20 protein-coding genes are annotated in these 12,501 nt (G+C 36.8%); all 20 read left to right on the top strand.

Annotated elements, in window-relative coordinates; genetic code table 11:
* Positions 1-2 precede the first annotated feature (2 nt).
* The 20 genes from OC526_RS08025 to OC526_RS07930 all read left to right on the top strand — a co-directional run bounded on the left by OC526_RS08025 (position 3) and on the right by OC526_RS07930 (position 12,258).
* Positions 3-656, top strand: a complete 654-nt coding sequence (locus OC526_RS08025) for a LysM peptidoglycan-binding domain-containing protein (RefSeq protein ID WP_262123379.1) — start codon at positions 3-5, stop codon at positions 654-656.
* Positions 656-1,666 (top strand): hypothetical protein, encoded by a 1,011-nt coding sequence (locus tag OC526_RS08020; RefSeq protein WP_262123378.1) that lies wholly within the window; start codon positions 656-658, stop codon positions 1,664-1,666. The genes OC526_RS08025 and OC526_RS08020 overlap by 1 nt, the downstream gene beginning before the upstream one ends.
* Positions 1,666-2,154 carry a hypothetical protein gene (locus tag OC526_RS08015; RefSeq protein WP_262123376.1) on the top strand — a complete coding sequence of 163 codons (489 nt, stop codon included), beginning with the start codon at positions 1,666-1,668 and terminating at the stop codon, positions 2,152-2,154. The genes OC526_RS08020 and OC526_RS08015 overlap by 1 nt, the downstream gene beginning before the upstream one ends.
* A 9-nt stretch (positions 2,155-2,163) precedes the next feature.
* Positions 2,164-2,616: a DUF2634 domain-containing protein gene (locus OC526_RS08010; RefSeq protein ID WP_262123374.1), complete on the top strand. Its 453-nt coding sequence runs from the start codon at positions 2,164-2,166 to the stop codon at positions 2,614-2,616.
* Entirely contained in the window at positions 2,595-3,692 is a 1,098-nt protein-coding gene (locus OC526_RS08005) for a baseplate J/gp47 family protein (protein ID WP_262123372.1), read from the top strand. The genes OC526_RS08010 and OC526_RS08005 overlap by 22 nt, the downstream gene beginning before the upstream one ends.
* Positions 3,689-4,432 carry a hypothetical protein gene (locus OC526_RS08000; protein WP_262123370.1) on the top strand — a complete coding sequence of 248 codons (744 nt, stop codon included), beginning with the start codon at positions 3,689-3,691 and terminating at the stop codon, positions 4,430-4,432. The genes OC526_RS08005 and OC526_RS08000 overlap by 4 nt, the downstream gene beginning before the upstream one ends.
* Entirely contained in the window at positions 4,433-4,777 is a 345-nt protein-coding gene (locus OC526_RS07995; RefSeq protein ID WP_262123369.1) for a hypothetical protein, read from the top strand.
* Positions 4,770-5,237 carry a hypothetical protein gene (locus tag OC526_RS07990; RefSeq protein ID WP_262123368.1) on the top strand — a complete coding sequence of 156 codons (468 nt, stop codon included), beginning with the start codon at positions 4,770-4,772 and terminating at the stop codon, positions 5,235-5,237. Before OC526_RS07995 ends, OC526_RS07990 begins: the two co-directional genes overlap by 8 nt.
* 3 nt (positions 5,238-5,240) lie before the next feature.
* Positions 5,241-7,097, top strand: coding sequence for a hypothetical protein (locus tag OC526_RS07985; RefSeq protein ID WP_262123366.1), 1,857 nt, complete (start codon positions 5,241-5,243; stop codon positions 7,095-7,097).
* Positions 7,090-7,365, top strand: coding sequence for a hypothetical protein (locus OC526_RS07980; protein ID WP_262123365.1), 276 nt, complete (start codon positions 7,090-7,092; stop codon positions 7,363-7,365). Before OC526_RS07985 ends, OC526_RS07980 begins: the two co-directional genes overlap by 8 nt.
* Positions 7,365-7,631, top strand: coding sequence for a hypothetical protein (locus OC526_RS07975; RefSeq protein WP_262123363.1), 267 nt, complete (start codon positions 7,365-7,367; stop codon positions 7,629-7,631). The genes OC526_RS07980 and OC526_RS07975 overlap by 1 nt, the downstream gene beginning before the upstream one ends.
* 131 nt (positions 7,632-7,762) lie before the next feature.
* Entirely contained in the window at positions 7,763-8,707 is a 945-nt protein-coding gene (locus tag OC526_RS07970) for a collagen-like protein (protein ID WP_262123362.1), read from the top strand.
* The gene (locus OC526_RS07965; protein ID WP_262123361.1) at positions 8,704-9,057 is read left to right on the top strand and encodes a hypothetical protein; all 354 of its coding nucleotides are present in this window, start codon (positions 8,704-8,706) and stop codon (positions 9,055-9,057) included. The genes OC526_RS07970 and OC526_RS07965 overlap by 4 nt, the downstream gene beginning before the upstream one ends.
* Before the next feature lie 25 nt (positions 9,058-9,082).
* On the top strand, positions 9,083-9,520 hold the full coding sequence (locus OC526_RS07960; RefSeq protein ID WP_262123359.1) for a hypothetical protein: 438 nt from the start codon (positions 9,083-9,085) through the stop codon (positions 9,518-9,520).
* Positions 9,521-9,561: 41 nt separating this feature from the next.
* Positions 9,562-10,287, top strand: a complete 726-nt coding sequence (locus OC526_RS07955) for a peptidoglycan amidohydrolase family protein (protein ID WP_262123357.1) — start codon at positions 9,562-9,564, stop codon at positions 10,285-10,287.
* Positions 10,288-10,297: 10 nt separating this feature from the next.
* Positions 10,298-10,687, top strand: coding sequence for a hypothetical protein (locus OC526_RS07950; protein ID WP_262123355.1), 390 nt, complete (start codon positions 10,298-10,300; stop codon positions 10,685-10,687).
* A 190-nt stretch (positions 10,688-10,877) separates the two neighbouring features.
* Positions 10,878-11,060, top strand: coding sequence for a type II toxin-antitoxin system HicA family toxin (locus OC526_RS07945; protein ID WP_262123353.1), 183 nt, complete (start codon positions 10,878-10,880; stop codon positions 11,058-11,060).
* A 42-nt stretch (positions 11,061-11,102) separates the two neighbouring features.
* On the top strand, positions 11,103-11,504 hold the full coding sequence (locus OC526_RS07940) for a type II toxin-antitoxin system HicB family antitoxin (protein WP_262123351.1): 402 nt from the start codon (positions 11,103-11,105) through the stop codon (positions 11,502-11,504).
* 294 nt (positions 11,505-11,798) lie between these two features.
* Positions 11,799-12,059, top strand: a complete 261-nt coding sequence (locus OC526_RS07935) for a hypothetical protein (RefSeq protein ID WP_262123349.1) — start codon at positions 11,799-11,801, stop codon at positions 12,057-12,059.
* Positions 12,049-12,258 (top strand): hypothetical protein, encoded by a 210-nt coding sequence (locus tag OC526_RS07930; protein ID WP_262123347.1) that lies wholly within the window; start codon positions 12,049-12,051, stop codon positions 12,256-12,258. Before OC526_RS07935 ends, OC526_RS07930 begins: the two co-directional genes overlap by 11 nt.
* The last annotated feature ends 243 nt before the right edge of the window (positions 12,259-12,501 follow it).

The raw sequence follows: 12,501 nt of genomic DNA, 5'->3' as shown, positions 1-12,501 counted from the left end.
GTATGCAGCAATTAATATTAAGTTTTAATAATAGGGCTGAGGTTTTAGAACTGCCTTGGCCTTTGCAAGAGCACTCCATATCAAACGAACATAATACTTATACCTTTAACACTATCAATCAAGGAGAGGTGCTTGCAATTGGTAAAAAGAAGTTAAGGTCTATGACTATAAACTCTACTTTTCCAGCCCGACAATATCCTTTCTTGCTTTCTAAAACTTTTCAAGAGCCTGAGGTATGTATAGCTATGATTAATAAATGGAAGCTATCTAACAAACCTATAAGGGTTGTAATTGTGGATACTGATATTAATCTGGCTATGGCTATAGAAGACTTTACTTATGGAAAAGAAAGTGGAGATGGGTCGGGAGATGTTGTATTTACCCTATCACTTAGAGAGTATTCTTATCTAAATGTAGAAAGATCTAAAAAAGCTGATAATACAAGTGGTTTAAAGGATAGGCCAGATGAAAGAGAAGATAATAAAGAAAGCTTAAAACATACCGTGAAAGCTGGGGATACTCTGTGGGATTTGGCAGATAAGCATTATGGAGATGGCAGTCGTTGGAAAGAAATTGCCAAGGCTAATGGAGTGACAAATCCTAGAGCCTTGCAGATAGGTAAAACTCTTACAATTCCTCCAAAGGGGGCTAAGTAATGAAGATAAAAGTAACTGGAGCTTCAATGAATGCTAGCACTGGAGAAACTGAATTTGCTGATATATCTGATTTGGTTTCTGATATACAGGTAAAGGGTGCAAGTAAGGAATGTAGCAGGACTTTGACCTTTAAATTGCTTCGTGGTGATTTTGATGAAACTCTGCCAGAAGTGAATATAAAGCTGGGCGATGCTATCACGATGACTGAAATAGATGAAGAAAGCGGGTCTAGCACTGAATTCTTTAAAGGTGTGGTATGGACTAAAAAGGTAGCTGATAATGATGTAGCTATTGATATTACTTGTTATGATAAGTCGATTTATCTAAACAACAATGAGCCTGAAACTCAAGTCCATACACAAAAGACTCCAGATGCTGTTGCCCAAACTGTTATATCTGAACTTGGTCTATCTGCTGGAGAGCTTGCAAGTGGAAGCTCAGATGACTTTAATTTACGTGGTTTAAATGGATATGATGCGATAATGGCTGCATACACAAAAGAGTCAGAAAAAAGTGGTAAAAAGTTTAAGTTAGTTTGTACAAATGACAAAATAAATGTGTATGAAGATAATCAGGAAGTGGATGTAGTTATAGAAGAACTTGATGAACCTCTTGTTGGTAAACTATTAAATACATCATATACTGAAACCCTTGATTATGTAGTCAATGAAGTTAAGGCAATAGAAGATGAAAATAAGGATAAGAAAAAAGGAAAGAAATCTAATCCTAAAAGTCAAGCTAATTATGGTACTATGCAAAAGATAGTTAAGGGCAAACCTTCAGATATTGAAGGAATAATGCAAGATGTTAAAAAAGAAGTTGATGTTGAATGTATAGGTAGCTGGGATATGGTTACTGGTAAATCTATATATTTAAAATCTAGTATTGTAAGTGGAAAATTTTATATCTTATCAGATGACCATAATCTTGATGATGCTGTCCATACTTGTAATCTAAAGCTGTCAACTGAATATGAAATGGATGAAAAGAAAGGAAGTGAGGCTAATTAGTGGAAAGAATTGCAAGAAATATGAAAGAAATTGAGAATAAAAAAGACTCTAGTGAAATTGGAATTGTTACCGGTCTAGATCCTCACTTTAAGTTTTCTATAAATGGGCAAGAATACTCTTCTGAGTTTTTTACAATATATCTACCTGCAGTTGATAGAATACGTCATTTTGAAAAAATTGATGTTGAAACTTATGTAAAGACAAAGGATAACAATCCACAGGGTGTGACTACAAATATAGGTAAGGGTAAGGGGGAAACTTATATAGATATAGGTGACCTTGAGCTAGAGCCTGATATGTATGAAAGAAGATTTCTGGAAGGGGATTTGATTGATGTTACAGATCGTGGAGATAGTTTTGTTGTCCATGGCCGTTTGGTAAAGATAGGCGAAGAGAGTGAAATTCATACCCCTACTCACAGAGATAGAGGAAATGGTGTAAAAGAAGATAAAAAAGATAGGCGAAATAGACCGCCTAAAGAATGGTAGGTGGTAGTTATGGCTATTTATCCTGCTGTTATGGATGCTGTAGAGGTATTGCCAGTTAAAGAAGAAATACTTGAGCGTGAAGGATTTTGTGAGTATGCTTATGACTTTGAAAATAATGAACTTCTGACTAAAAACGGCGAACATTATTATGTTTATGGCAATGAGGCTATGAAGATATGGATATACAAGTGCATGCTTACAGATAGGTTTAGATATTCTGCTTATACTAATAAGTTTGGCACTGAAGTATACACTTTAATCGGTGAGGTTATATCTAACAAGCTAAAAGAAGCTGAAGTCAAAAGGTATATTACGGAAGCTATTATGGTGCATCCTTTTATGGTGTCTATTAATAAGATGGTTTTAAAGACTGTTAAGAGTGGACTTTATGTTGATGTTTATTATACAACAGTCTTTACTGATAAGATTGCGAGGGTTGAATGCTTAGTTACAATCGAATGATACAGGCCTTAACCTTTGAGACAATTGTTTCAAGGATGAAGGCGGATTTGAAGAACCCTCCCAATAAGGTTGAGGGTTCTTTTGCTGCGGATAATATCCAAGCTGTGGCAAAGGAAATATTAAAATATTATGACTATATAGACTTTTTGCAAGACCAACACTATGCAGAAACAGCTACTGGTGAATATCTTGATAAGAAAGCCCAAGAAGTAGGTGTATTTAGAAAAGAGCCTACAAAAGCAAGTGGTTTTGCTACTTTTGAAGGGACTCCTGGAGTAATGATCCCTGCTGGCTTTAGGATACACTCTGACTCTTATACTTATCTAACCAGAGAGATAGGATATATCGGAAAAGATGGAAAAGTTATTATTCCTATTGAAGCTGAAAAAGCTGGTAAAGAATCAAATATACCTGCTGGGTCTATATACAAATATGATAGTGGAGTTGTTGGACTTAAAAGAGTACACAATGAAAAGTCAATAAATGGTGGTACTGAACTTGAAGATGATGAGTCTTTAAGAGAACGTACACTTTTAAGAATGAGGTATCCTGGCACATCAGGCAACCAATATCACTATATGCACTGGGCTATGGAGGTTGAAGGTGTAGGCCGTGTGAGGGTCTTCCCAATATGGGATGGTCCTGGTACTGTCAAAGTCTCAATATTAGACTCCAATCAAAGAGTAGCTAATGAAGACTTAATCAAAAAAGTCAAGCACCATATAGATAATGACGGTGATAGGCTTGGTGAAAGTCTTGCACCAATAGGGGCTTTGCTTACTGTGTCTACTGCCAAAACAGTAGGTATAGAGGTTAAAGGGAAAGTTGTACTTGAACCTGCATCAAAAATGAGACGTGAAGATCTAGAAGACAAGCTAAAAGAGAATTTACAAAACTATATCGACCAATCTATATCTTATAAAGCTAATAGATTGACAGTAGCAAAAGTTATTGACCTTTTGTACTCTATAGAAGGTGTACAGGATATAATTGAACTTACTGTAAATGGGGTTAATGATAGTGTGGGTTTTGAAAAAGAAGAAATACCCTTTGTTGAAAGTGTGAGCCTATCATGAGAGGGGATAGATTTAAGAAAAGACTTCCTAAATTTATAGGTCGTATATCTGATATGGATGACCTTTTCTATGCTGAAGACCAAGAGTTTGAACGTATAGAACAATTAATTTGGGATTTTACTTATGGGCTTTATGTATCACAGATAGATAAGACTTCAAATCCCGATTTCTTTTTATCAAGGCTTGAACGTGATTATGGTTTAGAATCAGCAGGAAGTGTTAAAGAACGTATAAATGCAATACTGCTTAAAATGAGAGGGAAAAGGACTACCACTGAAGAAGTTATCCTTGAGATATGTTTTGCTTTTGGTTTTCCTACTACTTATCAAGAAAGATACAAGGACTATAGCTTTCTACTAGAACTTTTTGTAAATGGAGACCTCGATATGGACCAAATGCTTAAAGCTTTAAGAGAGGTTACTCCAGCACACTTATGGATAGACTTGAATATGAATTTTGCAAGAGTTATGAAGCTACAAACACGTAGTGGAGATAGCTCTTTTTTAGTGTGGTTATGTGGTGAACATCCATGTGGAGATATACCTTATCCATACACTGTTGCTGAACCTTACTATGTCGGTGTAAGTGCAAAAACAGGAAATTATGATGCAAATCACTATTATGGAAATGCTGGAGATGGTCATAGATCTGGAGAACTGCGTGACTATGAAGATACAGAGTATATCTATGTACAAAACTTTGGTCTAGAAAACATAACAAACTTTGGAGGTGATGTTTAGGTGCTAAGTGAATATCTAATGAAAAATGTTTGCCAATTTATAAAGGATGAAATCAAAACTGCTGTAGTTGTTTTTGAGGGAAAAGAACCTGAAGAGGTGCAAATCATAAGAAAGAATTTAGATAAAGATACTTTAAAGGTGTTAGTAAATACGACAAAGGGTGCTGGAACTATAACTGATATAAGACTGCTGGATAATAAGGGCAATGTGCTTATATCAAAACCTAAGGGAAAAGTAAAAACTATAGACCATGGAATTATAAGTACCTTTTGGATAAAAATTGTTGAAGAAGAAATACTTGATCCTATAAATATCTTTGAGTTGAAAGGAGCTTTAAATGGCTAATGGTTTTTCTTTAGCTGAGTATTATCAGTTGCTTGAGAGTGGTTATTCTAGTGAAGAAATTATTGAGTATTTTGCTTCGCAGAATATATCGTTGGTTGGGTGGAAAGACCATCTGGCTGAGTTTGCTGATGTGAGGGCTGAAAAGGATGTTGGGAAAGACAATGAGGGCAATCCCTTATACCAACATATACGTTTTGATGGGGTGGTTGTTCAAGAGGGTACTCCTGTAAATGCTGAAAATCTGGGGCAAATGGAGTGGAATGACTTGGTTAATGCCTCACGAATTAATAGACATGATGATATAATAAGAGACATTGTGGTACAAGTGGCTACCTTGATAGGTCAAAACAATAACAATATGCCTTACAACGCTTTTACAGCTTCGGCTAAGATACTGGGCGAGGATTTAGAAATGATTGAAGGTATCTATGATGAAGTGAATGGAAGAGGGGTGGTGTAGACTATGGCTAAGGTTGTTTATAAGAAGTATCAGGCAATAGCAAGCAAGCCTAGGTATGTACCTAAAGAAACCAAGTACTATAATATCGGCAAAAGTTTCTCAGGGTCTTATGGAGACTATACTTTTAACCATCAAACAGGTAAGTTTACTGGAATCGGAGAAACTAGTTTAGGCAAGAGAAGTTATGAAATATCTGATGATGGTAGTACCGTAAGATACATGTTAAAAGTTTCTAGTGGCGATGTTTCCTATGGGGCAGATATGTATATGATCCGTGCAGTTCTAGTGCCAACAACTTACTCTATCGGTGGATATATAGAAGATGTAGTTGCTGAAGAAGGGACTTATCCGAAAAATGGTCATCAGGGTGGTTATTGGTATGAGTGGGATAGATATGCCAATCGTGCCCCTATAATCGGCGGGTCTAGCACAGCCCTTGGCAATGTTAACAATGACTTTGCTATATCATACAACTTGATGGATGAAGATAATGATGAAGTAAAAGTAGAGATTATGGTTGATGGCAAAGTCATCCAATATCCAATGGCTATGGCTTTAAATCAAAACCACAGTGTACCTATAAGACTGGCTGATTATGGATTGGGTGAACATACTATAACGGTAACTGCTACTGATAGTTCTAATGCGTCTGCTAGTAGAACTTACTCTTTTACTAAGACCAATACTGCTCCAACTATATCTGGGTCTGATAGGGACTTGGGTGCTAAGTTTCAAGACTTTCAAGTGGACTATATAATTCAAGATGCTGAGGGTGACGATGTATCGCTTGAGATAAAGGTAGATGGGGCAATTAAGCAAAGCAATGACAAGACAACTTTAGGGGTTAGAAGATACTTTGCGGTTAGTATCAAGGAATATGACCTTGGTCGTCATAATATCGAGATTAAGGCTACTGATAAAAACAATGCTAGTACTATAAGGACTTTTACCTTTAACAAGGTTAACTCCGCACCTGTGATTTCTGGAGATGATAAAAACCTAGGGGCAAAAAACACTGCCTTTACTTATAGCTATACTGTGGCTGATAATGAGATCGACAAGGTAGATATAATTGAAAAAGTCAATGGCGAAGTAATCCGTGTGCTTAACAACGCTACTTTGGGCAGTGAGTATAGGATAACTATAACAGATGAGCAAATCAGAAAGTTTGAACTTAATGCTTCAAATACTATTGAGATAGAGGCTACTGACGGGACTGCCACTGCTTTTAGAAGAGTTACCTTTATTCGTAACAATATGCCGCCAATCATATCTGATAAGGACAAGGATTTGGGAGAAGTGACAAATGACCTTAAATACTCTTGGTCGGCTACTGATCCTGAAAAAGATAAGATGACTGCAATAATCTTTCTTGATGACAGGATAATAAAAGATAGATTTGCCTTAACTGAGGGAACTAACCAAACGCTTAAGATTGATGGCTACGATATGCTAAAACTAGGTCGTGGTAAGCATAAAATACGTATTGTGGTAGAAGATGACAAAGGCTTTTCTTCTACTAGGACTATAACTTTTAATAGGGTTGTTCCTAGACTTATAATGCAACTAGCACACAATGGGGTTGAAACTGATGAACCAGCTACACGTGTAAATGTTACTCAGGCTGGGATATATGTGGCAAAGGGTGCTGGAGTTAAGTATGAAGTATGCAATAATTCTTTTGATGAAAATCCTACATGGGAGGATGCAACAAGTGTAACCCAAGCGGGAAAAGCATATAATTTCCAAAACAAAAATCATAAATCTGATAGAGTGGGTGTAAACATAAGAGTAACCATAGAAAGAGGTAGTGCAGCGGCTTTATCCTATATAAGTGCGATTGGGGGTGCTTATGATTAAGGTATTTAATAAAAAACCAATAGCGGAAATAAACGAACTAAGGGAGCAAGGTTTATACAATGCTCCTTTTTCTGTGCTAGAAAGTGTGGATTTGTCTAAGCTTAAAACTCAGGAATTTGATGATAGCGAGATCCAACAAAGGATTGATGATGTTGAGTTTATGCAAAGTGAGTTTATGGTTGATGCTTATGAGCAAATGAACGAAATAAAAACTAGTCAAGAACAGGCAGTTGTTGAAATCTACGAAACATTATTAGGAGGTATGTAATGGCTAGAGTAATAGCAGTTGCTTATAAAAACTGTATTATCAGAGGGATTAGAGTCATAGACCAAGTTAGGCCTGATGAACTAAAAAAAGAAGTGCAGGATTTACTAATTGCCGAAGGTAGGGAAGACCTGGCAGAGGTTGAAAAAGAAGAAGCAAAAGAAGAAACTCCAATAGATAAAAAAGAAGATGAGGCTCCTACTGATAGCACAGAAGAAAAAGAGGAGCCTATCAAAGATGATGAGACTAAAGAAGATAAAGAGGGTTAATCATGGCAACAGGGATTGTGCAAGGTCGCTTTCAGTTTCAGGACGGGAGCAAAGAGGAATTAGAAGCGTCTGATTTAATACTCCTAAAAGGTGAATTAGCCCTTGAAACTGATGAAGAGGGTACTACCCGTATGAAAAGGGGTAATGGTAGGTCTAAGTATGTGGATTTGCCTTATATAACCATTGGGGAAGTCAAGGTGGATGAACTATCTGAAGAAGATAAGGCTTTGATTAGAGGTCCTAAGGGTGAAAAGGGAGACCCTTTTACCGCTGATGATTTTACTGCTAGTCAGTGGCTTGACCTTAAAGGTGATACTGGTGATGTGGGACCACAAGGTAAGCCTGGGGAGTCTATAAGGATTGCTGGAACTTTTGAAGATGAAGAAAATAATGCGACGGTTGTTAAGTTTACTAATGGCCAATCAATATCTATCCCTTGGGGACAGAAAGGGGAAAGGGGGAAACAAGGCCCTCCTGGTATCCCTGGCAAAGATGGGCAGCCTGGAAAACAAGGTGAAAAAGGTGATCCTATAAAAATAGTTGAGGCTAAAACTGTATCTAACGGCAACTCTTATGTGCTTTTTGATGACGGGACTAAGCTTGTAATTAGACAGGGTGAAACTGGCCCTCAAGGCCCTCCTGGTCCTGCTGGTAAAGATGGTGTAGATGGAAAACCAGGGGTTCAGGGTAAGCAAGGGAAAATTGGACCTAGTGGTGCAGATGGAGATAAAATATACTCGCAAAAGAATGACGCCATAGCAAATGCTCGTCCGGGTATAGATTGGTATATCGATGATAAAGGGACTATCGGACAAATACAATCTATAGATAAAAAGAATAACACAATTTCAATGATAAGCAATACAGTGGTCAACCTGCGTGGCGAAGCAGGTAAGGACGCCAACATCATCGCGGGTAAAGGACTTGTAAAAAGTGGTGATACTGTCAGCATTGAAACAAGCCTTTTGGAAAAGCTAAATAATTTGCCTAAGTTTCAATCTATGAAGCAAGCTGATTATGATAAACTTACTAATCCTGACCCTAATACTCTTTACTTAATCGAGGAGGAAATTTGATTAAATATAAAAACAAATACCCTATAGATGCTCTATACAAAAATAAACAGCATACTAAAATTTACTATGGAGAGCAATTAATTTGGAAAAAACCACCCGAAGACGGATCTTTTACCGTAGAGACCAGAGGTAGTCAGTACCTTTATAGTGTGCATACAAAACCTGGTTTAAGATACAGAGCTTTTTTTAAGTATGCTAGATCGTCACTAATTGGTACAAGACCAAGATATGAGGATATTTACAGAGACAGACCACCGAGAGAAGGTGTGGTTTTTACTGCTAAAACGAGCATAACCCATATAACAACAGGTACAGATAATGAGCTATTAAGGGTTGTTAGGGAAGTTTAAGTTGAGACTAGGAGGTGATGATGTTGTGTTAGACAAAATAGCAAGTATAGGAGCTGATCAAGGCTTTTTGATGATGTTTGCTATAGTGGTACTGTTTATACTTTGCTATATAATACAGGTTGCTATGAGTGACTGGAAGCAGCAAAAGGCTTTAGAAAGAGCCGAAAGGCAGAAGGATAGAGAGATTGCTATAGCTACCAATGAGAGATATGCTCAAATTATTGAAAATCAGTCTAAACAGATTGAAAGGTCTACAATTAGCATACAAGGCTATCAAAGTGAGCTAAGCAAGCATACGGAAAGGTCGGACTTATCTTTTAAGGAGATAGTTGGTAAGCTTGATGACCTTGATGATAAGGTAAAAATCATTGGTAGTCATAGTGAGGGTCTAGCTACCAAAGAGATGGTAGCAGATGTGAGTGAGGATATAAAATATATTAAGGACTCACTAAAAAAAGATTAGGGACTAGTATAGGCTAGTCCTTTTTTATTTGGAGGTTTTTTATGACTGTTGATATTGACAAGGTACTAAAGTACGCGGATAGCAAGCATAGGTCTAAGCCTGGCAGCCCTAAGTATAGCATGGCAAGTCCTGCAAGACTAGGTCCAAATTACATGGATTGCTCTAGTTTTGTGTATAAGGCTTTAAAGGCTGGGGGCTGGCAGTCTTCTATAAACTATATTGGCAATACTGAAACTTTATATCGAGAAAAGAACTTAAAAGAGATTTACTCTTATGATGAGGTTAGACCTGGGGATATCTTTATCCGTGGGGTGCAAGGCTCATCAATTGGCGGGGCTGGACACACTGGTATTTTCTATAAGAAAGATGGAATTGTCCATTGTAATTATTCTAATAATGGGGTTTCTTATAATGATATGTCTTGCTATCTGACTTACTTTATTGACCGTAAGCGTAGTAACAAGGAAAGATATTTTAGGCCTATACCACAAAAGGCTAAGGCTAAAGCAAAAGCTACTGGCGGTTATGTAACTGAATTTGCTAAGGCAGTAATTGCTGGTAAGTATGGTACTGGACAAGCTAGGGTAGACCGTATCTATAAGGCTGTGCAGGACGAGGTTAATAAGCTTGTAAAAGGTCAAAAGGGTCGTGGTGATTATGTGACTGCTATGGCTAAGGATGTGTTGGCTGGTAAGTATGGCGTTGGGTCTGACCGTAAGGCTAGGCTTTATAAGGCTGTACAGAATGAAGTGAACAAATTGGTTTAGGAGGTTTTTTATGATAGATAGTTTAATGATTTTTGGTTTAGTACTCCTTTCTGGAGCTTTGCTAACTTTAATTGTAGAGGGTTTGGGTAAAGCTAAAGTGGAGGTGGAGCAGATAGAAAATGAGAATTTAAGATTTGCCCTTTTACAGTTAATAGATACTGTAAGAGCGGTTGTGGGAAGTGTCAATCAAACTGTTGTAAAACCACTTAAGGAGAGCCCTGAGCTTAATTGGGACAACGCTGCTCAAGAAAAAGTTTTAAGAGAGACTATCGATGAGATTAAGAAAAATCTTGATGCCAAGAGTCTGGAAATCTTAAAGGATAAGTACGAGGATCTGGACAAAACTCTAAGTCACTTTGTGGAGGCTGAGGTTAGAAAACAAAAGCTGATAGAAGCGTAGACTCTTAATGACTTTTATAGTCGTTGGGAGTATAATATCAGTGATAGATGTAACTGTATATTTTCTGAATTAACTCTAAAAATTGGGCTGGCCTTTGGGCTGGCCTCTTTTTTTGTGAAAATAATAAAAAATAAACTTGACAAGGCGTATAAATAGGCGTATACTATATATTGAAAGGAGGATATTGTCTTTGAAAAAGCGTGATTTAATAAAAATTATAGAAAGTCACGGCGGTAAGTTTGTTAGACACGGTTCAGACCACGATATATATCAAAATGCCGAAGGAACTAAAAAATCACAAGTCCCACGACATAACGAAATAAACGATATTACTGCTAAAAAGATTTTCAAGCAGTTGGAGATAAAACTCTAACTGCTCCCCTCAATAGGGGAAGGCAATATAAAGGGAGGAATAATGGCAATATCACAAGATGTTAAGGCATATCCGATTTACCTTAAAAAAATAGACGGTTTTTATGCTGTATGGAATGATAGCATTCCTATAGCAACACAAGGGAAGACACTAGAAGAAGCTTTATATATGGCTAAAGATGCTATAGAATTAATGGCTTATGACGCTTTTTGTAACGGTGAGAAGATAATCGATCCCGATGAAAATGTAGAAACAGAGGATGATTACGACTTTAAAAATTTTGTTGTGTGTGATATGTATAGGTATGTAAGGCTAGATAATGATAATAAAGTTAAAAAAAATTGCACTATTCCAGAAAGCTTAGCTAAAGCTGCTGAGAGTAGAGGTATAAATTTTTCAAAAGTATTAACTTACGCACTTGAAAAAGAAGTCGAAATGGTTTAGAATATAATAAAGACAATATCCTAGAGTCGACAATAGTGTCGGCTCTTTTTTTGTGTTTTAAAGCTTTTTTATAGGTATAAAAGTATGGCTAAAGAAATAAAATCGCTTATAGCTTAAAATATTGATGATTGGCTTGATTGCAGGGGTTGTAGGGTTTAGTTCTCTTTTTGTTTGTAAAGTTTATGTAAAATAAGAGATTTTCTTTAAAAAACTTGGAAAAAGACTTGACTTTATATAGTACCTGTACTATAATATAGATATAAGATAAAGACAAGTATTAAAGGAGATTTAAACATGACAAAACAATTAGAAGTACTAAGAAACAAAGAAGACCAAGAACTAGTAGTAGCTTATCAAGGTATAGACCTCGATGACTATGAGTACTTAACAGCAGATGAGTTTATAGAAGCAGTAGAAAGTGCTGATATGTGGAGCGATATAGATGCTGAAGTGTATGCAAAAGCATTAGAAGAGTATGAGCTAGACTACAGTAGCTATGATGATCCTGATACTATGTGGAGTGACTTTTTAAAAGCTGCAGAAAATGACAGATAAAAAAGGAAAAGTAAGCGAGGCTCAGCTACGAGCCTCTGCTAATTACCGAGAAAGAAACCCTGAGGCTACTAAGTATTTAAGATATAGAACTACAGCAAGAACTTTTGTAAGACATCATGCAAAGCAAGAAGATATTGATGAGTTGATTGAGATTTTTAAAAAGGAAAATCCTAATGGGATAAAAAAAGAGGATGATTAGTCCTCTTATAAATCTGTGGGCAACGTGTGGGCAACCTAACTGGGTGGTCGGGGTTGTGCTTGGTGGGAGTAAGTCACTATATAAACAGATGTTGAAATATCAATGTTTTGATAATACCTTTATCCCGCACCAAAGATTTAAAGCAGACGTTGGAATATCAGCGTTTGCTTTTTTTAGTGTGGGTAATATGTGGGTAATAGGCTTTTTAAAAGGTGTTTTATTGAATTTTTTGTAACTCACTAT

The sequence above is a fragment of the Anaerococcus sp. Marseille-Q5996 genome (assembly GCF_946893725.1).
GTDB lineage: Bacteria > Bacillota > Clostridia > Tissierellales > Peptoniphilaceae > Anaerococcus > Anaerococcus martiniensis.
Note: the sequence above shows the minus strand (reverse complement) of the source record. Positions and strands in the feature narration are given on the sequence as shown.

Excerpts from the sequence above, each read along its gene's own strand:
- OC526_RS08025 (WP_262123379.1), top strand. The coding sequence starts at position 3 with ATGCAGCAATTAATATTAAGTTTTAATAATAGGGCTGAGGTTTTAGAA.
- OC526_RS08020 (WP_262123378.1), top strand. The coding sequence starts at position 656 with ATGAAGATAAAAGTAACTGGAGCTTCAATGAATGCTAGCACTGGAGAA.
- OC526_RS08010 (WP_262123374.1), top strand. The coding sequence starts at position 2,164 with ATGGCTATTTATCCTGCTGTTATGGATGCTGTAGAGGTATTGCCAGTT.
- OC526_RS08005 (WP_262123372.1), top strand. The coding sequence starts at position 2,595 with ATGCTTAGTTACAATCGAATGATACAGGCCTTAACCTTTGAGACAATT.
- OC526_RS08000 (WP_262123370.1), top strand. The coding sequence starts at position 3,689 with ATGAGAGGGGATAGATTTAAGAAAAGACTTCCTAAATTTATAGGTCGT.
- OC526_RS07990 (WP_262123368.1), top strand. The coding sequence starts at position 4,770 with ATGGCTAATGGTTTTTCTTTAGCTGAGTATTATCAGTTGCTTGAGAGT.
- OC526_RS07985 (WP_262123366.1), top strand. The coding sequence starts at position 5,241 with ATGGCTAAGGTTGTTTATAAGAAGTATCAGGCAATAGCAAGCAAGCCT.
- OC526_RS07980 (WP_262123365.1), top strand. The coding sequence starts at position 7,090 with ATGATTAAGGTATTTAATAAAAAACCAATAGCGGAAATAAACGAACTA.
- OC526_RS07975 (WP_262123363.1), top strand. The coding sequence starts at position 7,365 with ATGGCTAGAGTAATAGCAGTTGCTTATAAAAACTGTATTATCAGAGGG.
- OC526_RS07970 (WP_262123362.1), top strand. The coding sequence starts at position 7,763 with ATGAAAAGGGGTAATGGTAGGTCTAAGTATGTGGATTTGCCTTATATA.
- OC526_RS07955 (WP_262123357.1), top strand. The coding sequence starts at position 9,562 with ATGACTGTTGATATTGACAAGGTACTAAAGTACGCGGATAGCAAGCAT.
- OC526_RS07950 (WP_262123355.1), top strand. The coding sequence starts at position 10,298 with ATGATAGATAGTTTAATGATTTTTGGTTTAGTACTCCTTTCTGGAGCT.
- OC526_RS07940 (WP_262123351.1), top strand. The coding sequence starts at position 11,103 with ATGGCAATATCACAAGATGTTAAGGCATATCCGATTTACCTTAAAAAA.
- OC526_RS07935 (WP_262123349.1), top strand. The coding sequence starts at position 11,799 with ATGACAAAACAATTAGAAGTACTAAGAAACAAAGAAGACCAAGAACTA.
- OC526_RS07930 (WP_262123347.1), top strand. The coding sequence starts at position 12,049 with ATGACAGATAAAAAAGGAAAAGTAAGCGAGGCTCAGCTACGAGCCTCT.